Genomic DNA, 19809 nt, shown 5'->3' on the forward strand with positions numbered 1-19809 from the left:
TTTTTATAATAATTCAAATTTAACTTTTACATCTACTTTTATCGGTTCTGAGGGCGTAATTTGTACAAGGATGTACAAATAGTCCGAAGCCTCGGAAAAAATGCAAGGATGCATTTTTGAGAATGAGATAAAAGTAGATATAAAAGTTAAATTTGAACTACCCTAATTTTTTATTGATTATACAAAAAAAGTATTAAGAAAAAGATAATGGGTCGATGTCTATTTCAACATCATGCTCTTTTAGCATGTGAGCAAAACGCAAAAGTTCTTTTGCATCTTTGCTTCTTGCTAGTAGATTATATCTGTATTTGTTTGCTATTTTTTCTATATTTGCTCTTCCTGAGCCTATTATCTCTAGTTTATTAAATCTCTTTGCTAAATTCTCAACTTCATCCAAAGTTTTTCTAGCTTTTTCATCATTTTTATGACTTATTAAAACCTTTAGTAGTTTTACATATGGAGGATAAAAATCCTTTCTAAAGTCAAGTTCATCTTTCATAAAGTCTTCATAATCATTGATAAATTTTTTAAAAAAATCACAATTTTTTGATTGGATAAATACTTCAGAGTTTCCACTTCGCCCTGCTCTTCCTGCTACTTGCAACACTAAAGCCATTGCTTTTTCTCTAGCCCTAAAATCACTCATACCAAGGATACTATCAATCCCCATAATCACGCTCAAACTCACACCATGATAATCATGACCTTTTGAGAGCATTTGTGTTCCAACCAAAATATCTATTTTTTTATCATTAAAATCTTTTAAAACACTATGAAGTTTTTTGTTTGTTTTTATCTCATCTCTATCAAATTTTTTTATCACTTTTTGTGGAAATTCTTGACTCAATTGTCTTACAACTTCAGCAGTCCCAAGCCTAATAGCTCTCATAGATTCTTTTTTACATGTAGGACAAGTTTTAGGAATCTTACATGTATAGTTACAGTAGTGGCAAACCAAGGCATTTTTATCTACATGTAAACTCATACCAACTGAACAAAAAGGACAAGTTACATGCTCTCCACACTCTTTACATGTAAGATATTTGAAATTTGCTCTTGTTGGTAAAAAGATAATAATTTGAGAGTTTTTATCTAAATGCTCTTTTATTTTTAAAAGAAGACTAGGAGTTAAATCACTAATAGAATCTTCAAATATATAACTTTTTTTTGAAGTATAAAACCTATCTTTTAATCTAAAAAAAGGAATATTCTCATAACTACTAAGAGTTGGAGTTGCACTTCCAAGAAGGACTTTTGCTTTTTTTCTTTTACCAAATAAAAGGGCTAAATCTCTAGCATTGTATCTTGGTCTTGAATTTGATTTATAAGCTTCATCATGCTCTTCATCAACTACAATCAATCCTAAATCCCTAAGTGGCAAAAAAAGAGCTGACCTTGTTCCTGCTACTAGTTTTACTCTTCCTTTATAAATTCTATCTAAGATTTCTTCTTTTTTCTTTTTTGTAACTTTTGAATGCCAAATCTCTAAAGAGTCTTTGAAAACTTTTTTTAGTCTATTTTTCATCTGAGGAGTTAAGCCAATCTCGGGCATCAAAAATATAGCAGTTTTTCCCTCCTTGATAACATCTTCAATAAGCTTGATATAAATCTCAGTTTTTCCACTCCCTGTTTCTCCAAAAAGAAGTGAGTTTTGATGCTTTTTGATAAATTCATAAGCTTTTGCTTGTTTATCTGAAAGCTTTATAGAACTGTTTATCTTAACTTCTGTTTTTTGGCTATTTTTTCTAAAAGGCTTAAACAAACCAAGAGCATCTCCAAGTGAACAAACATAGTATTCACTTACAAACTTAGCAAGACCCAGTGTAGTTTCATCAAAAAACTCATCTTTAAAAGCTAAAATATCACTACATGTAAAGCTTGGTTTTTCAACCTCTTCTAAAACAACGCCAAGTTTTTCTTTTTTATTTAGTAAAACCTCAACAACACTTCCAATCTCTAATTTTTTATCTGAGTGATAAGTAAGAGGAGTTAGAGGGGAGTTTAAAATGCCAATTAAATAGTACAATTTACTTTAGCAATTCCAAACAAACATCACCGTAAGTTCCATTGGATGTATTACAGTCAAATTTACCAGTAGAACTATCATATGTAAAAACTACATTTTTATTTGAAACATTGACACTGTATTGGTTTACACCAGTCTTTTTCCAACCACCACTATTTTTAGAATAAATGGGGTAGGTTAAAAGAGTACCAATAGTGTCATTTCCATCAAATAACTCTTCATCTTCTGTGTTAAGAGAAGCATCATCTAATGCTGTAGGATAACCATTGTTTGTCATGTTTCCTTCGAGGATGTTTTTATTTTTAAGAAGACTAATAGCACTTCTTATAGAAGATATATCACTTTTAACTTTCACAAGCCTAGCATCATCAGCAGGAGCCAAAAGCCTAGGTAAGGCAACTCCTGCTAATATACCTAAAACAACGATAACAAAAACAAGTTCTATCATTGTAAAGGCTTTTTTCATGATTAATACTATTTTAATTTCAACTTAGTATCATCAATATTAACAGTAGTATTTACATCTGTATACCAAAACTTCGGAGCTGAAGTATCACTACCATCTCTACAAACAATATACAAACCATTTGAAGAATCATAAGCTAAGTGATTTGTACTAATATTTGTTATATTAGTATCAGTTGGAGCAACACAATCTGAAAAATTTCCATCAACTTTAATGCCATCTGGAATTTCCGTAAAAACACTTAAATTAGCATCATCTCCTGTAAGACTTTTTATACTACTATTACCATCCATTATTGCTTTACTCCAAAGAGCAGGACCAACTGTTCTATTTAATGTCCCAACAAATGCCTTTGCAACACCCTCTTTTGCTTGCTCTTGAACTCCAATCAATCTTGGAAGAGCAACTGCAGCCAAAATTCCTAAAATCACGATCACGAAGATCAACTCGATCATTGTAAAACCTTTTTTCATGGTTTTCTCCTTTAAGTTTTGTACTGATACACTTATCAGCCATTAATTGTATTTTATACCTTTACATGTAAAGAATTGCTTAAATCTCTTCCATTTTCTCCAAGAGTGATTTCATCTCTTTTTTACTTAAGTATTCGTCATAGCATTTTTGTACATAAGCATACAAAAGCTCTTTTGTATCAATGCCTGTTTTTTCACCAAAAGTTGATTTAAAATCTTTTTCAAAAAATTTTGCAAAATCATCATCAAGAGTGATATCAAAATCTTTTAAACCAACAGAGATGGTAAGCTTACTCATCTTCCTAAGACTTCCTCAATCTTAGACAAAATTTCTTCTGCTTCAATCTCTTTGTTCATAAGTTTTTCTTCAAGTGATTGGATTTGAGAATCTTTTGCTTCATTTTGTGCTTTTAGAGTCACTACCTCTTGTCTTAGCATTTCATTTTGTGATTTAAGTTCATCAAATCTAGCTAGCAAATCACTAATCTTTTCACTTAGTTTACTAACGGTTACTTCTTCGTTAAACATTACTCTTTCCTAATATAAATTTTACTTTGCTATAATTGTAACAAAAAAAAGTAAAAATATGGCAAAATTTGAAATAAATAGCAATTATTCTCCAGCAGGTGACCAGCCAAAGGCGATAGAAAAGCTTAGTGCTTGCATAAAAAAAGGCAGTAGATACTCTACTTTGGTGGGAGTTACAGGAAGTGGCAAGACTTATAGTATGGCTCAAATCATTTCTAAACTTCAAATGCCAACTTTGATTATGACTCACAACAAAACTCTTGCAGCTCAACTTTATAGTGAATTTAAGGGTTTTTTTCCTAAAAATCATGTAGAGTATTTCATCAGCTATTATGATTATTATCAGCCTGAAGCTTATATACCTAGGAGTGATTTGTTTATCGAAAAAGACAGTTCCATAAATGAAGAGTTAGAAAGGCTAAGGCTTAGTGCAACTGCAAGTTTGCTTAGTTTTGATGATGTTATCTGTGTGGCTTCAGTTTCAGCTAACTATGGACTTGGTGATCCAAGTGAATACAAAAGTATGGTTCAAGCCATTGAAGTTGGAAGTGAGATTGACCAAAAAACTCTTCTTTTACAACTTGTAGATATGGGATATAAAAGAAATGATTCTTTTTTTGATAGAGGTGATTTTAGAGTAAATGGAGATGTTATAGATATATTTCCAGCTTACAGTGAAGAAGAAGCCATAAGGATAGAGTTTTTTGGTGACGAGGTTGAGAGTATAGTGTACTTTGATACATTAACAAATGAGAAGTTAAATGGTGTAAAAAAAGTCATCATATATGCTGCAAACCAGTTTATAGTTGGACAAAACAGATTAAAAAATGCAATAAAACAGATAGAAAAAGAGCTAGATGAAAGGCTTGCTTTTTTTCAAAAAGAAGAAAAGATTGTTGAGTATCAAAGATTAAAAAGTAGAGTAGAATTTGACCTTGAGATGCTAGAGAGCACTGGAGCTTGCAAAGGGGTTGAAAACTATGCTAGATATTTAACAGGTAAAAAAGCTGGAGAAACTCCATTTTCACTTTTTGATTACTTTGAAGCTATGGGTAAAGAGTACTTAGTCATAGTTGATGAATCTCATGTTAGTTTACCTCAATTTAGAGGAATGTTTGCAGGAGATAGAAGTAGAAAAGAGGTTTTGGTTGAGTATGGATTTAGACTTCCAAGTGCGCTTGATAATAGACCTTTGATGTTTGATGAGTTTATAAACAAAGCACCGCATTATCTTTTTGTTTCAGCCACGCCAAATGAGCTAGAATTAGAGCTTTCAAAAGAGTGTGTTGCAGAGCAAATCATCCGTCCAACTGGACTATTGGATCCAAAAGTTGAAATCCTAGATAGTGATAATCAAGTTGAAACCCTTTTCGATGAAATCAAAAAAACAATTGCAAGAGGTGAAAAGGTTTTAGTCACAACTCTTACAAAAAAGATGAGTGAAGAACTTAGTAGATACTACAATGAGCTTGGATTAAAAGTTAAGTATATGCATAGTGATACGGATGCAATTGAGAGAAATCAAATCATAAGGGCTTTAAGACAAGGGGAATTTGATGTTCTAATTGGGATAAATCTTTTAAGAGAGGGGCTTGATTTGCCTGAAGTTTCACTTGTAGCGATTTTAGATGCTGATAAAGAAGGATTTTTAAGGAGTAAAACAAGTTTAGTTCAAACTATGGGAAGAGCTGCTAGAAATGTAAATGGAAGAGTTTTGATGTTTGCAAAAAAAATCACTGATTCAATGAAATACGCAATTGAACTTACAAACAAAAGAAGAGAAGCTCAAATCGAATTTAATAAAAAGCATAACATTACTCCAAAAACAACGAAAAGAGTTTTGGATGAAAATTTAAAAGTTGAAGAGCTTGGAGAGATTTATAATAAGCTTGATAAAAAAGATAAAATTCCACCAAGTGAGAGAAAAAAAATCATCAAAGAATTAACAGCCAAGATGCACGAAGCTGCAAAATCTTTGGAGTTTGAAAAAGCTGCAAAACTAAGAGATGAGATAGCCAAGTTAAGAAAAATTTAAAAAATTATGGTATAATAATACCAAAGTATCTTTTTGTAGGATTTTAAAATGCAAGCAGTTGGTTTTTTAGACTCATCATTGCTTAGAATTACAAATTATACACAAGATAGTACTGCACAAAAAAAAGATACTAGCAAAAATGACAAAAACACAAATGAGCTAACTAGCGAACAAAAAGAAAAGGTAAAAGAACTACAAACAATCGACCAAAAAGTAAGAGCCCATGAGGCTGCACACATAGCAGCTGGTGGAAGCGTCATAAAAAGTGGCGCAAACTTTACATATCAAAAGGGACCAGATAACAAACTGTACGCAGTAGCAGGTGAAGTTGCCATTGATACTTCAGAAGAAAACACCCCAGAAAAAACAATTCCAAAAATGGAGCTAGTTAAGACTGCAGCACTGGCTCCTGCTGATCCTAGTCCTACAGATTACCAAGTTGCAAGTACTGCTACTATGATTGAGCTTAAAGCTAGGTTAGAGCTTTCAAAAGAATTATACAGTAAAAACTCCCCTATTAGTTACGCAAATACACCTGAAATCATTGAATCTGATTTTGTGATGTATGCGTAAGTACATAATAATATTTCTTTAGATAAAATAGAAACCATCTCTTTAAAGGACTAAAAATGCCAAACTTAAATGACCCAAAAAATTATATAAACAGAGAGCTTTCTTGGTTAAGATTTAATACTAGAGTTTTAAATGAATCTATGAAAAAAGAGCTTCCACTTTTGGAAAGATTAAAATTTTTGGCAATTTACACTACCAATTTAGATGAATTTTATATGATTAGAGTTGCTGGTCTGAAACAACTTTTTAGTGCTGGAGTAATTGTAACAGGAAGTGATCAGATGACTCCACTTGATCAGTTAAGAGAGATAAGAAGATATATCTCAGAAGAGAAAAAAGTCCTTCAAAATAACTATAAAACAATTATGAGTGAACTTGAAAAAGAAAATTTATTTGTGATTAATTATAGTGATTTAAAAAGAGATTTAAAGAGGAAAACTGATAATTACTTTTTTTCTAATATTCTTCCAATTTGTGTTCCAATCGCCGTTAATGCTACTCATCCTTTTCCACACTTAAATAACTTAGGATTTTCTCTAGCTGTCAAACTTAAAGATGAAAAAGCTGATGAAGCTAGTTTCAAATACGGCATGATTAGGATTCCAAGAGTTCTTCCTAGATACTATCAAGTTAGTGATAATATTTATGTGCCAATTGAAAGTATCGTTGAAAAACATGCGGGAGAATTTTTTCCTGGCTATAGCCTAATATCTTCAGCTGCTTTTAGGGTTACAAGAAATGCTGATATTGTCATAGAAGAGGAAGAAGCAGATGATTTTATGATGATAATGGAGCAAGGATTAAAGCTAAGAAGAAAAGGAGCTTTCGTAAGACTTGAGATAGAAGAAAACCCTGATGAAGATTTGATGAAGTTTTTAAATTCACACATGCAAATCTTCTCTAAAGATATATACCAATACAGTATCCCTCTAAATTTAGCTGGACTTTGGCAAATAGTTGGAAATAAAGACTTTTCATACTTAACAATGCAACCATACAATCCTAAAGTTGTTCCACCATTTAATAAAAATGAATCGATATTTAAAATAATTGCAAAGCAAGATGCCCTTTTATTGCATCCATATGAAAGTTTTGAAAGTGTAACCAAGCTCATCAAAGAAGCTTCAAAAGATCCAAATGTAGTATCAATAAGAGCTACACTTTATAGAGTTGAAAAAAACTCACAAATTGTTCAAGCCTTAATTGATGCTGCAAGTGATGGTAAGCAAGTTACTGCTATGGTTGAACTTAAAGCTAGATTTGATGAAGAAAACAATCTTCACTGGGCAAAAGCATTAGAACAAGCTGGAGCACATGTGATTTATGGTATCACAGGATTTAAAGTACATGCAAAAGTCACACAAGTAATCAGACAAGAAAATGGTAAATTAAAATTCTATATGCATCTTGGAACTGGTAATTACAATGCAAGTACAGCAAAAATATATACCGATGTAAGTCTTTTTACATGTAAAGAAGAGTTTGCTAAAGATACTACATCATTTTTTCATATACTCTCTGGTTTTTCTAAGTCAAAAAGGCTATCAACTCTCAAAATGTCTCCAACGCAGATTAAACCAAAGATAATCTCACTGATAAACAATGAAGCAAAAATGGGCAAAGACGGACATATAATCTTAAAAATGAATGCATTAGTTGATACTGATGTTATAAAAGCTCTTTATAATGCCTCAAAAGTTGGAGTTAAGATTGAGCTTATCATAAGAGGTATTTGCTGTCTTAGACCAAATGTAAAGGGTTTAAGTGAAAACATCACTGTAAAATCTATAATAGGAAAATACCTAGAGCATTCAAGAGTATTTTATTTTAAAAATAGCGAGCCAAATATATTTATAGCAAGCGCAGATTGTATGCCAAGAAATTTAGAGCGAAGATTGGAACTCATGACTCCAATCATAGAAAAACCTCTACAAGAAAAACTTTTTGAAATGCTTCAACTTCAACTAAATGACAACATGTTAAGTTGGAAGTTAAGAAGTGATGGAGAGTATGAAAAAGTTCAAAAAGAAAATGAAAAAGCTATAAATAATCATGAGATTTTAGAAGAATACATCAATAAAATTTATAAAACAATGAAAAAAGATACAACTTTTAGTAAAGCTGAGATTTTGGCAAGAAAGTTGTTTAAGGAAAGTTAATATGATAGAAAAATTTGAAGATTATGAACCAAAAATAGGAAAAAATGTTTTCATAGCAAATAGTGCTGATATCATTGGAGATGTTGAGATTGGTGAAGATAGCTCGATTTGGTATGGAACTGTGATAAGAGGTGATGTTCACTTCATCAAAATAGGCAAAAGAGTTAGCATACAAGATTTAAGTATGATTCATGTAACTCATTTTACAAAAGAAGATAGAAGTGATGGAAATCCAACTATCATAGGAGATGATGTAACGATTGCTCACAAAGTAATGCTTCATGGCTGTACCATTGAAGATACTTGCTTGGTAGGGATGAGTGCTACTATACTAGATGGTGCTGTGATAGGAAAAGAATCAATCGTTGGAGCAAACTCATTAGTTACTAAAAACAAAAAGTTCCCTCCTCGCTCACTAATCATTGGAAATCCAGCTAAAGTTGTTAGAGAACTTACTGATGAAGAGGTAAAATCGCTTTATCAATCATCTAAAAATTATGTAGAATTTAAGAACAGATTTTTAAAAGGTGTATCTAAGATTTAGTCTTTTTCTTTCTCTTTTTAGGATTTGGTTTTGCAAATCTAATCAAATCTTCGCTACTGATAATAGTTTCTGGCAGGTTTTCTAAACTTTTGTCAAAAACTATTTTAGCAGCATAAGCATCCCAGTAAGCTCTGTGTCTTCCTTTTACATCTATGTTAAATTCTTCAATCAAAGATGAAAGTCCATACTTTTGTGCTTGTATAGTTTTTTTAGCCAAATCGATAGTACACATTTTTCTATTTAAAAGTGGCCCAAAACCAGCTGATTCTAGCGAGTAAGAGATGAAGTTATAATCAAAATTTACATTGTGTGCTACAAAAATAGCATCTTGTAAAAATAGTCTAAATTTAGCTAAAACATCTTTTATATTTGGAGCTTTTTCTAAATCTCTTAGTGTTATATTAGTGAGTTCTACTATATTATCTGGTATCTCATTGGCCTTTACAAAGCTTTCAAATTTGTCTATTATGGCTCCACCTTGAACCATCACTGCTCCTATTTCAATAATTTGTGCATTTGATGGTTTACTGCCATTTGTCTCTATATCAACTATACAAAATTTTTGCTTTTCAATTGGAGTAAAAGTTGTCTCTAAAGCTATGAGGTTGTTGTTTAACTCAACCAAAGGAAGTCCTAATAATCTTAGGTTTTCAATAAAATCAGTTGGATTATCAAAAACATACTCTTTTAACTCTTCAATTTTTTCAAGCTTTGCCTTGCACACATTAAAAGGTTGTGCATTTTTTGCCATATTCAATACTAAATTATCAAAATTTCTCAATACTTAACTCTTTTTACAAACTCTTCTATTTTTTTGCTATCTTTTTTTCCAGGGCTTTTTTCAACTCCACTACTCACATCAAGAGCATAAAAACCCATATCTTTTACTTCATTTATATTATCAATATTTAAACCACCAGCTAAAATCATCTTAGAACAATCAATGCCTTCAAACCAGCTTAACTCAACTCTTTTTCCCTCTCCACCATAACCTTTAACAAAAGCATCAACGATTTTATATTCATCTTTATATTTTAGTATATCATCTTTACATGTAGCTCTAATTACTTTAAGATGAGAAACTTCCAATCCACTATAAAGCTCTTCATCTGCTTCAAAATGAATCTGCGCCAAGCTCATTTTTGCTTTTTTACATGTAGAGTTTATCTCTTTACATGTAGCATTTACAAAAAGCCCTACTCTCTCTACAAAAGGTGGAAGTTTTTCTACTATCTCCAAAGCTTTTTTAGGAGTTATATAACGAGGTGATTTTTCATAAAAAACAAACCCTAAAGCATCTGCACCAGCTTTGATTGCAACTAAAGCATCTTCAAGGTTTGTTATGCCACAGATTTTGACCTTCATTTGACTACTTTCTTTAACTTGAATAAAACTAGCATATGCGATTTCTCAAAGAGAAAAGTTTCTCTGAAAATCCAAGTTGAATTCATTGCACTGAAGCTTTGCCTTTGGCAAGATATTCTCATTTTAAACTACTTATAGCGTCTTTATATGAAGGATTTGAAAAAACATAATTTCCTGCAACTACTATGTCAACTCCAGCAGCTTCTAGCTCTTTTACATTTTTATCATTTACTCCACCATCAACTTCTATAAGAGTGTTTAAACCTTGCTCTTTTATCATTGATTTTAATTTTTTAGCTTTTTTTATAACTGATGGTATAAACTTTTGACCCCCAAAGCCAGGGTTTACACTCATAAGTAAGACCATATCTAAATCTTCTAAAAGATATTCAATTAATTCTGGAGGAGTATGAGGATTTAAAACAATCGCTGGTTTTATACCATAACTTCTTATCTTTTGAATAAGTCTGTGAGGATGTTTTTCTTCTTCAATATGAAATGAGATATATTCTGGTTTAAAAGGAGCAAATAAATCAACAAAAAAGCTGTTATTTTCTACCATTAGATGAATATCAAGTGGCTTTGTACTAGCTTTTGCAACTGCACTTACTACTACTGGTCCAATTGTATGGTTTGGTACAAAATGACCATCCATTACATCAACATGAACAAAATCACACCCACCTTCACAAATGTCTCTTAACTCTTCATTTAATTTCCCAAAATCTGCTGATAAAATACTTGGGGCTACTAACATTTTTTTCCTTTATTATCTTGTTAAAAAAAGAATCATATCTTTATTTTCAATTTCTAGATTTACCTGAGCACCTCTGATATCTTTTTCCAAAGTTCTTAGCTCATCTAAAGAATTAAAAGTTCTTGGCATTGTAACTTCTATCTTTATCGATCTTTTACGCAACAATGATACAATTTTACCACCAATGATATGGATAAACTCTGCTAATGCGTCTATAAGATCATGTTCGTCACTATCTTCTTCTAGTAAAATTTTACAAGCTTTTTGGGCAATACTTTTTTCTAAAACCAAAACTAAAACGCCTTCAATATCTCCATAAAATCCTATAGAAGTGCACAATAATCCATCATTATCTTCAACTTTTAAGTCTTGAACTTCTGCTGATTTTTTTTTCGCATTATACCCTGAAAGTACTTCAATAGTCTTTACACAAGCCTCTGTAATAACAGGTAAAATTGAGATATGCCTTTTTGTAATTTCACCTCTTTTAAAAGAAGCTCCCACATCTTCGTGAGCCTCTTTTATGATATCTTCATCTTCAAAAAAATCTTTCATACTAGGGTATACTAAAATTCCTGCATCTTCTAAATCTTCTTTTATTTTTTCAGATATTTTTCTACTATCCAATCCACACATTGCAATGCTTGCACCATATTCAGCTCCAGCGGTTGAAATCTTGGTTAAAAAATCTGCCCCGTGGATATTTATGGAGGAAACTTTGCTTGATTCAAATAAAAATAGTTTAAATCCAAGTTTTAAAGAGTGCTCATGATAACTCATATCAAACTTATTAGCTATACTAGAATCAACAAATCCTTTTAAAGTATAAATGACAATATTATCTTTTATATAAACTCCTGGACTTTTATCTAGCTTTCCAAGATATGAACGCTCTATGATAATATCAGCATCATTTCTTTGTTCTAAAAAATCATGTTCATCCTTAGCAACGATTGGGCTTAATCCTCTTTCATAAAGCTCTACTGCTAATTGATTTTTTTGTTCTTGTGACTCTACATGTATAAGTATCTTTTTTTCTTTATAGCTACTAACATCATCTCCTAAGAACATAAGAGCAACTTCAGTACTATCAAAAAGAGTAAAATCTAAGCCTTTTTCAAACATATCTAAAATCATTTTATATTTTTTTTCATTATAATCACAAAAACCAACGATTGTTCCACAACCTTCTCTTACTCTCATTAGTGATTCTATTAAAACACTTATACCTTTTTTATTAAAAGAAACAACTTTTTTCAAAGAGATAAAGGCACCTTCAAACTTTTGTTTTAACAGATAATCTTCGTCGCTTGGAGTGATGATTTCACTAGCATTTTCGCCATCTAAAAAACCAACTGGAGTAAAAAAAGCAACTTTTTGTTTACTAACTGGCTTCATCAGTCTTCTCTTTTGATTATGTCATAAAATATTTCAATTATTTTTTCATCATCAGTAATATCTATCTCAAAAAGATCATTTAAGCCACTTTTAATGATATCAGGTCTACTCATTTCATAGCTTAGCAATAGTTTTAAAAAATCCATTTCTAAAGGACAATTTTGCTCATTTGAGTTTATTTGTACCAACAGCTCCATAGTTTTATCACTAAACTCCCACTTTTTAGCTATCAAAGCTGTGATATCAAAAAAAGTTCTCCCAGTCATCTTCATAAGAAATTTTTCATAACTTAAATCTTTTTTTTCTTTTAAAAGTTTAATAGAATCTTTTATATCTCTAAAAAGCATTTCGCATACAACTAAAGAAGCTGGGACAACACTAATGGCTTGGTTTAATTCATCATTGTCATTTTTCAAGTATGCAATCAATTTTCCCCAATTATATATAAGTCTTGCTTGAAAATTTTGAAAATGTGAGTTACTAAAATGAAAAACTTCCCACTCTTTTGGAAGTATAAGTAATATATAGTATCCATACAAAACTTGTTTTGCTTTAGATAAACCTAATGCTCCAAAAATTTGGTTTGGGTTTTTAACTTCTTTTGCAAAACCAAATATGGGCTTATTTACAATATTGTAAAGATAATTCATAAGAGCTCTATCTTGGCTTGCTTTTTTAGCTGCTCCTATCAAGTCTCCAGCATTAAGTAAATCTCTACAATCTTTTACAACTTTAGGTATCGGTGGAATATTATCTATATAATTATTTATACTTGATTCAGAAAGCATTTTTAATCCCGCTAGTGATTTTGAAAGATTGTATCTATAATTTCATAAAATATTTATAAATCTTATGGTATCATATCTAGTTATGTATGCAAATTTAAGTATTTATTTTGCTTACTTTGTGTAGAATTCCAAAAAAAATTTCAAGGAAATTGATTATGGCAAAAAAATGTGCAATTACGGGCAAAGGTCCAATGAGTGGAAATAATGTTAGCCACGCTAAAAATAGAACAAAAAGAAGATTCCTACCAAATCTAAGAACTGTAAGAGTTACTTTAGAAGATGGAACAACAAGAAAAATTAAAGTTGCGGCTTCAACACTAAGAACTATGAAGAAGAACGCTTAAGCTCACAAAAACCTATCAAGGGGGATGCTTGCAGTTAATAAAAAAGTTAAAAGACCTTATTAACTGGCAAAGCGGAACAAAACCCCATATAGATTTAAACACTCAATTATACAGACAACTAAAACCATTTCGACTCCCACTTATACTTATTGTTTTAATAAATATGGTGGGAGCACTTGGTTATGTCTTTATAGACGGCTTTACTCTCCTTGATGCGATATATCAAGCTGGAATTACATTTACAACTGTAGGCTATGGAGAAATCTCTCCAATCTCACCTGCTGGAAGAATTTTTACAATTACTCTAATAATCCTTGGATTTGGACTTTTTTCATTTTCTGTTGGTATACTAATAGAAGTTCTAAATCAAGGTCACCTTTTAAATACAATAAAGGAGCGAAATATGCTATATAGAATCGCTAGGCTAAAAAATCACTTTGTTATTTGTTATCACAATGACATTACTATTCAATTATCAAAGCAATTTCGCGAAAATCACATACCCTTTGTTGTAGTTGACCCTAGAGAAGATTTAGAAAAAATTGCCGAAATAAATAAATATCCTTACTACATAAAAGAAGAGCCGCATACTGAAGTTGCACTCTTGAAATCATATCTTTCAAGTGCAAAAGGTATTATTGCTCTTAGTGAAAATACTGCTGATAATATTGCAATCATTGCATCAACAAGATTATATGAACAAGAGATAGGACGTACAAAACCATACTACATTATAACAAGTGCTGCTAATGAAAAAGATATGGACAAATTAAAAAAATTAGGAGCAAATAGCGTAATAAGTGCAACCAAACTAATGGCTGAGCGTGTTAGAGCTATGAGTTTAAGGCCTGATATGGAAAACATGCTTGAGAAACTTTTATATAGAAAAGATGCTCCAATTGATATGGAAGAGTTAAAAATCCCTGATCACTCTTGGCTTAGATTTAAAAAACTAAAAGAGACTAGACTAAGAGATATTGCAAATGTTAGTATCGTTGGCATTAAAGATAATAAAGACAACTTTATACCTATGCCAAAAGGAGATGTTCTTGTTGGAACTGGCTCAAAACTTTTGGTTATTGGAACAGCTGAGAGTATTAGAGCTACAAAAAGAATCATAAGAAAAAAACAAAAACCAGAAGAGTTAAAATATGTTTAATATAACACCTTTAAAAAATGGATTAGAAAATGTAGAAGGTTTTTTCTGCGATGGAATTAATTGTGGATTAAAACCAAATGGAGACAATGATTTAGCTTTTATTAGAAGCAGTGAGCTTTGTAATGTAAGTGCAGTTTTTACAACTAACAGATTTCAAGCTGCACCAATAAAGCATTTTATGAGGTATGAAAAAGGTTTTAAAACAAACTTTTTGCTAATAAATTCAAAAAATGCAAATGCTATGACAGGGCAAAAAGGGATTGAAGATATAGATGAAATCTTTGAAAAACTAAAAGAAAAGCTTCCAACAATCACTAATCCAATTATGAGTTCAACCGGGGTAATTGGATATAGACTAAACAAAGAAAAAATAACTAATGGTTTTGATAAATTTGATTTTTCTACATGTAATTCAGAAAATACAGCAAAAGCTATAATGACCACTGATAGTTTCAAAAAAGAACTATGTTTTAAAATTGAACTTGAAAATGGTGATTTTTTCCATATAGCAGCCATTTGCAAGGGTGCTGGCATGATAAACCCTGCTATGGCTACTATGCTTTGTTTTATTCTAACTGATGCAAATATCCCAAAAGAAGATATGGATGAGCTTTTAAAACAAAGTGTAGAGCAGTCTTTTAATACAATAAGTGTTGATGGTGATACTTCTACAAATGATACAGTAATGCTTCTTAGTTCAGCAAAAAAATCATACGATAAAGAAGCCTTCAAAGAAGCACTTAATCTTTTAACCAAAGAGCTTAGCCTGCAAATATTAAAAGATGGTGAAGGCTCAAACAAGGTAGTGGCTTTTGAAGTAAATGGTGCTAAAAGTTTAGAAGATGCAAAAACTGCAAGCAAAGCTCTTTCAAACTCGTTGCTTGTAAAAACTGCACTATTTGGAGAAGATCCAAACTGGGGAAGAATAGCTTCGACTATTGGTGCAAGCAGAGTTGAGTGTGATCCTGATGAATTAGAAATAAAATATGATAATGTTTTAATATACTCAAAAAACAAACCAAGTTTAGATGAAGGAACAGAAAAAAAAGCATTTGAAGTCATGAAAAAAGATTCCTATAAAATTTCATGTAATTTAAATGCTGGAAAGTTTTCATACACAAGTTACGGATGTGATTTAAGCTATGAATATGTTAAAATAAACGCTGATTATAGGACATAAACTTATATTAACAAGTTTTTAGATATAATCGCTCAAAATTTATAAAAAGGACAAACTCATGTTACATGAATACAGAGATATAATTTCAAAAATCAAGACTGAAAATGCGCATTTTGCTAAGATATTTGAAAAGCACAATGAATTAGACAAAACAATCACAGATGTTGAAGAAGGCCGTGAACATATGGATGCTTTAGAGCTTGAAACTCTTAAAAAAGAGAAGCTAAAGCTAAAAGATGAAGCATACGCTATGATTATGGCTTATAAAAAAGAGCATAATCTATAAAATATTGGGTATTATATACCCAATATTTTAATTTCTACTTTCTAATCTAATTTTAATAATAAACATAAACTAAACAATAACTTTACTCGGCTTTAAAATATAAAATATCAATATAACCATCATTCCTAATATACTAAAAATATACACATACTCAAACCCATAAAATTTCCATATATATCCAATGACTAAAGCTCCAAGAGAACTAAAGAGTGCTATGCCAGCATATAATATACCAAAGACATAACCTTTTGAAATTGCATGTTCTGAGATATATGCTCTAAGTGCATTTAAACTTATGACAGTGAAAAATCCAAGAGAAACAAAAGATACCCACAAATTAACTTTTAACATAAAAACAGCAAATAAACCTAATAAAAAAGATATCCCCAGAGTATAAAACAAACCTAGTTTATCACTTAAAATACCTCCATAATAGCTTATGAGGGTTTGTACTAGAGTAAATAGCATAATAAAAAGTGGAATATCTGCTAAAGTATACCCTATATTTTTTGCATAAAGTATAAAAAATTGTTCGCTCATTATAAAGAATATAAACATAAAATACAAAAATAAAATAGGATATAACTGCTTGTCATCTTCTGAAATTACTATGATTTTTTTAGCTTTTTTATACGGAACATCTTTTACAAAAAAAATCACTATGATAGTTGCTATTATTCCAGGGATAGCTGTATACATAAATATATCCCTAATTATAGACTCATTATGAGAGACATATGTCAAAATTAAATAAATTATAAATGCGCCACTAAGCTCTCCTGCTATATCCATCATTTTATGAAAACCAAAAGTTTTCCCATGTGACCTTTCTTTAGAATAAGCACTAATGAGAGAATCTTTTGAAGCACTTCTTATTGCTTTACCCATTCTTTCACAGCCCCTAAGAAACATAACGCCAGTATATGTATGAGCAAAAGCTATAAGAGGTTTAACAATAGCTGATATAAAATATCCTCCAACTACAAATGGCTTTACTACTTGAAGTTTATCACTCAAATATCCAAATCCTAATCTAAAGATATAAGATACAAATGTTGAAATTGAAATGATCAAGCCTAATTTATCTACATCTTCCTTTAACACATAAACAACAAAAATAGGTAATAAAGTTGTAACCATAGCACTTGCCATATCTGTAAAAAAACTGACAAAGCCCATGGCAATTATGTTTTTATTTATCATTTTTATTTTTTAGTACCTCATAAAATATTGCTAACGAACTCACCCAAAACAGCCCAAGTCCAATACCTGCGATAACATCACTAAGATAGTGAACGCTAAGATAAACTCTACTAAATGAAATTAAAAAAGTGATTATAAAAGCAAAAAATAGAAGGCTTTTTTTCCACTCTGTTTTGTCCTTAAAAATCAAATAAATACTAAAAGATATAGCTGTTACTAAAGTTGCATGACCTGAGGGGAAATAGTATCCTGAAGCTTCTATCAAAAAGTGTTCTGGTCTTGCTCTTTGTACTATATTTTTAACTGCATACATCAAACTTGATGAGCCGATAATAGCAAAAGTCAAAAAATATAACTCTTTAAAATATCTTTTATAAATCAAAAAAGCTCCCATGAAAACAAGTATACATGTAAAGGGTATAAAACTTCCCCAAGATGTCATAAAAATCATACTTTTTGTTAGTAGTGGTGTATATATCTCGTTTATATGTGAGTGTATCCATATATCTGCTTTTGTAATCAACTCCAAGTCCATCACATCTTCTGCCATCTTAAAAAAGAGATAAAGTCCAAGTATATTGACCAAAAAGTATCTAAAATCTTCTCTTTTTAAGATAGAAAGTTTTTCAAAATGCTTGTATGATTTATAAATCAAAAGTGCTAAAATAGTTGCTATAACGATACCAAGTCCAATATACTTACCAAAAAGCTCGAAACTCTTACCAAGGAAAAATCCTCCAAGTAAAAAAGCAGGTGACCAAAATGCTGCTGTTATAAGATTTGCTATGTTAAACCTTTTTATATCAACTCCATTTGCTCCTGCTAAAAAAGGTACAAGCCATCTTGTAAAGCCATTTGAGCGTGCAAAAAATAAAACTTTTATAAGATGATTATCTATGGAATGTTTTAGTGTGTTATATTTGTCTTCATCTATTTTAAGTTTTTTTGCATGCTTTCTTAAAAACTCTTCACCAAATTTTTTACCAACATAATAGCCTATTATATCACCTATAACTAAGCCCACAAATGCAACTACTAACAAGATTTTTATATCTACAATACCTTTAAAAGCTAATATGCCAAAAAATACTGTTGTAGTTTCCATTGGTAAAAACATACCAGCCATTGGTATTGACTCTAAGATAGAACCTATAAATAATACACTTACTACTATTAATAAAACCATACTTGGAGGGAAAGTTACAATCCAAGAAAAAAATAATTCACTTAAGTGATGTATGCTCATCTGAGTCTTTCTAATCTTTTTAAGTTAAAATGTGTAAATATTAAAAGTTGCAGTATATAAACAAACACACCTAAGATAGGCACTAAAAATAGTGATGCACTTAGTAAAGATATCATTGTTGTACTCATCTTTTCATTTTTTTGAAGCATAGCATACTCATCTTTTGAGGCATACATAGATACAGAATCATAAAACATAGGTTTTTTTATAAGTATCATCCATAATATAAGATTTACAAATATATTTAAAAGTGGTACAAACATTGTTGGTAAAAGTATCAAAAATAAAACAATAAATATAGCATTTTGTTTTAGTGATATACCAATAGAGCCTAGCATACTTCCAAAGCCATTCTTTTTAAGATGATAGTATTTGTCATTTATGTTATCTACTATTTTATCAGCTATCAAGCCAACAATTAAAACGGAAGTCAAAATCAATAATTGATAATAAACAAATATACCACCAACAGCTTCTACTATATCTTTAAGCCAAGTAGCATCTCCAAAAAATGGTACATGACTAACCAAATATACAAAAAAACTATTGATTTGTGTATGAAATACAAAAAACACAACTCCCCAAAACAAAGCAGCTATAACTATAGGAATGAGTGAAGTAAAGAATATCTTTTTATCAAAAACATCCTTAATCGCTCTCATAAGTACATCAACCATTATTTCCCCTTTCTTACATATAAAATTATTATTATACCCAATATACCAAAAGTCACAATTGTAATTTCTTTTAAATATTTATGAATTAAAACTTGATTTTCACCTAGATAATAACCTAAAAGAGTTAAAATCAACATCCAAATAAAAGCACCAAAACCTGTATACATAGTAAACTTTAACTTATCCATCCTAGCAAGACCAGCTGGAAAAGATATGTATTGCCTAATGCCTGGAATTAGTCTACATGTAAAGGTAGAGATATGTCCGTGCTTATCGAAAAACTCTTCAAGTTTATCTAGTTTTTGAATAGATACTATCTTCAGCAAAACTCCTCTGCCATACTTCAAAGCTAAAATATAGTTAAACCATGCACCAGCTAAACTACCTAATAAACCTGCTAAGAGTACAAAAGTCATACTCATTTCACCCTGATAAACAAGATAACCTGCCGGTATCATAACAACTTCACTAGGAAATGGGAAAAAACTGCTTTCTAAAAACATCAAAGCAAATATCCCAAAATATCCCATTTGACCTATCGTATTTACTAAAAAATCTACAATTGTATGCAACATTTAAAATCCAACTTTCTATAAATATAA

At 30.8% G+C, this 19809-nt stretch carries 22 protein-coding genes; 8 read left to right on the top strand and 14 right to left on the bottom strand.

What is annotated here, in order from left to right; translation table 11 throughout:
- Positions 1–193: 193 nt before the first annotated feature.
- The 5 genes from ACKGJI_RS07350 to ACKGJI_RS07370 all read right to left on the bottom strand — a co-directional run bounded on the left by ACKGJI_RS07350 (position 194) and on the right by ACKGJI_RS07370 (position 3493).
- Positions 194–2026: a primosomal protein N' gene (locus ACKGJI_RS07350; protein ID WP_458699640.1), complete on the bottom strand. Its 1833-nt coding sequence runs from the start codon at positions 2024–2026 to the stop codon at positions 194–196.
- A 1-nt stretch (position 2027) separates the two neighbouring features.
- Positions 2028–2492 (bottom strand): type II secretion system protein, encoded by a 465-nt coding sequence (locus ACKGJI_RS07355; RefSeq protein WP_458699641.1) that lies wholly within the window; start codon positions 2490–2492, stop codon positions 2028–2030.
- A gap of 8 nt (positions 2493–2500) precedes the next feature.
- Positions 2501–2965 carry a type II secretion system protein gene (locus ACKGJI_RS07360; protein WP_458699642.1) on the bottom strand — a complete coding sequence of 155 codons (465 nt, stop codon included), beginning with the start codon at positions 2963–2965 and terminating at the stop codon, positions 2501–2503.
- A gap of 79 nt (positions 2966–3044) precedes the next feature.
- On the bottom strand, positions 3045–3263 hold the full coding sequence (locus ACKGJI_RS07365) for a hypothetical protein (protein WP_458699643.1): 219 nt from the start codon (positions 3261–3263) through the stop codon (positions 3045–3047).
- Positions 3260–3493 carry a hypothetical protein gene (locus ACKGJI_RS07370; protein WP_458699644.1) on the bottom strand — a complete coding sequence of 78 codons (234 nt, stop codon included), beginning with the start codon at positions 3491–3493 and terminating at the stop codon, positions 3260–3262. Before ACKGJI_RS07370 ends, ACKGJI_RS07365 begins: the two co-directional genes overlap by 4 nt.
- A 58-nt stretch (positions 3494–3551) precedes the next feature.
- On the opposite strand from ACKGJI_RS07370, the gene uvrB reads away from it, so the two are divergent.
- Genes uvrB through ACKGJI_RS07390 form a run of 4 tightly spaced genes read left to right on the top strand, consistent with a single transcriptional unit; the run spans position 3552 to position 8804 of the window.
- Positions 3552–5528, top strand: a complete 1977-nt coding sequence (gene uvrB, locus ACKGJI_RS07375; protein ID WP_458699645.1) for an excinuclease ABC subunit UvrB — start codon at positions 3552–3554, stop codon at positions 5526–5528.
- 48 nt (positions 5529–5576) lie between these two features.
- The gene (locus ACKGJI_RS07380) at positions 5577–6101 is read left to right on the top strand and encodes a putative metalloprotease CJM1_0395 family protein (RefSeq protein ID WP_458699646.1); all 525 of its coding nucleotides are present in this window, start codon (positions 5577–5579) and stop codon (positions 6099–6101) included.
- Between the two features lie 56 nt (positions 6102–6157).
- Positions 6158–8260 (top strand): RNA degradosome polyphosphate kinase, encoded by a 2103-nt coding sequence (locus tag ACKGJI_RS07385; RefSeq protein WP_458699647.1) that lies wholly within the window; start codon positions 6158–6160, stop codon positions 8258–8260.
- 1 nt (position 8261) lies between these two features.
- Positions 8262–8804 (top strand): gamma carbonic anhydrase family protein, encoded by a 543-nt coding sequence (locus ACKGJI_RS07390; RefSeq protein ID WP_458699648.1) that lies wholly within the window; start codon positions 8262–8264, stop codon positions 8802–8804.
- Here the strand turns inward: ACKGJI_RS07390 and ACKGJI_RS07395 are convergent.
- The 5 genes from ACKGJI_RS07395 to ACKGJI_RS07415 all read right to left on the bottom strand — a co-directional run bounded on the left by ACKGJI_RS07395 (position 8794) and on the right by ACKGJI_RS07415 (position 13112).
- A complete protein-coding gene (locus ACKGJI_RS07395; RefSeq protein WP_458699649.1) occupies positions 8794–9585 on the bottom strand; it encodes a 3'-5' exonuclease in 792 nt (263 codons plus the stop codon). The two genes, ACKGJI_RS07390 and ACKGJI_RS07395, sit on opposite strands and share 11 nt — an antisense overlap.
- On the bottom strand, positions 9582–10169 hold the full coding sequence (locus ACKGJI_RS07400; protein ID WP_458699650.1) for a phosphoribosylanthranilate isomerase: 588 nt from the start codon (positions 10167–10169) through the stop codon (positions 9582–9584). The genes ACKGJI_RS07395 and ACKGJI_RS07400 overlap by 4 nt, the downstream gene beginning before the upstream one ends.
- A 118-nt stretch (positions 10170–10287) precedes the next feature.
- A complete protein-coding gene (rpe, locus tag ACKGJI_RS07405) occupies positions 10288–10926 on the bottom strand; it encodes a ribulose-phosphate 3-epimerase (RefSeq protein WP_458699651.1) in 639 nt (212 codons plus the stop codon).
- Between the two features lie 12 nt (positions 10927–10938).
- Positions 10939–12324 carry a chemotaxis protein CheX gene (locus tag ACKGJI_RS07410; protein WP_458699652.1) on the bottom strand — a complete coding sequence of 462 codons (1386 nt, stop codon included), beginning with the start codon at positions 12322–12324 and terminating at the stop codon, positions 10939–10941.
- Entirely contained in the window at positions 12324–13112 is a 789-nt protein-coding gene (locus ACKGJI_RS07415; RefSeq protein WP_458699653.1) for a hypothetical protein, read from the bottom strand. Before ACKGJI_RS07415 ends, ACKGJI_RS07410 begins: the two co-directional genes overlap by 1 nt.
- Positions 13113–13267: 155 nt before the next feature.
- Between ACKGJI_RS07415 and rpmB the strand changes: the two genes are divergently transcribed.
- The 4 genes from rpmB to ACKGJI_RS07435 are packed head-to-tail and all read left to right on the top strand — an operon-like array spanning position 13268 to position 16081.
- Positions 13268–13456 (top strand): 50S ribosomal protein L28, encoded by a 189-nt coding sequence (gene rpmB, locus ACKGJI_RS07420; protein WP_458699654.1) that lies wholly within the window; start codon positions 13268–13270, stop codon positions 13454–13456.
- A 28-nt stretch (positions 13457–13484) separates the two neighbouring features.
- Positions 13485–14615 carry a potassium channel family protein gene (locus ACKGJI_RS07425; RefSeq protein ID WP_458699655.1) on the top strand — a complete coding sequence of 377 codons (1131 nt, stop codon included), beginning with the start codon at positions 13485–13487 and terminating at the stop codon, positions 14613–14615.
- Positions 14608–15795 (top strand): bifunctional glutamate N-acetyltransferase/amino-acid acetyltransferase ArgJ, encoded by a 1188-nt coding sequence (gene argJ / locus ACKGJI_RS07430; RefSeq protein ID WP_458699656.1) that lies wholly within the window; start codon positions 14608–14610, stop codon positions 15793–15795. Before ACKGJI_RS07425 ends, argJ begins: the two co-directional genes overlap by 8 nt.
- A 58-nt stretch (positions 15796–15853) precedes the next feature.
- The gene (locus ACKGJI_RS07435) at positions 15854–16081 is read left to right on the top strand and encodes a YdcH family protein (RefSeq protein ID WP_458699657.1); all 228 of its coding nucleotides are present in this window, start codon (positions 15854–15856) and stop codon (positions 16079–16081) included.
- Positions 16082–16150: 69 nt separating this feature from the next.
- On the opposite strand, the gene ACKGJI_RS07440 is transcribed toward ACKGJI_RS07435, so the two are convergent.
- Genes ACKGJI_RS07440 through ACKGJI_RS07455 form a run of 4 tightly spaced genes read right to left on the bottom strand, consistent with a single transcriptional unit; the run spans position 16151 to position 19782 of the window.
- Complete coding sequence (locus ACKGJI_RS07440) at positions 16151–17284, bottom strand: MFS transporter (RefSeq protein ID WP_458699658.1); 1134 nt, start codon at positions 17282–17284, stop codon at positions 16151–16153.
- Entirely contained in the window at positions 17274–18530 is a 1257-nt protein-coding gene (locus tag ACKGJI_RS07445) for a bifunctional DedA family/phosphatase PAP2 family protein (RefSeq protein ID WP_458699659.1), read from the bottom strand. Before ACKGJI_RS07445 ends, ACKGJI_RS07440 begins: the two co-directional genes overlap by 11 nt.
- Positions 18527–19207: an EI24 domain-containing protein gene (locus ACKGJI_RS07450; protein ID WP_458699660.1), complete on the bottom strand. Its 681-nt coding sequence runs from the start codon at positions 19205–19207 to the stop codon at positions 18527–18529. The genes ACKGJI_RS07445 and ACKGJI_RS07450 overlap by 4 nt, the downstream gene beginning before the upstream one ends.
- The gene (locus ACKGJI_RS07455; protein WP_458699661.1) at positions 19207–19782 is read right to left on the bottom strand and encodes a DedA family protein; all 576 of its coding nucleotides are present in this window, start codon (positions 19780–19782) and stop codon (positions 19207–19209) included. The genes ACKGJI_RS07450 and ACKGJI_RS07455 overlap by 1 nt, the downstream gene beginning before the upstream one ends.
- Positions 19783–19809 lie beyond the last annotated feature (27 nt).

The sequence above is a fragment of the Sulfurospirillum sp. 1307 genome, assembly GCF_054408545.1.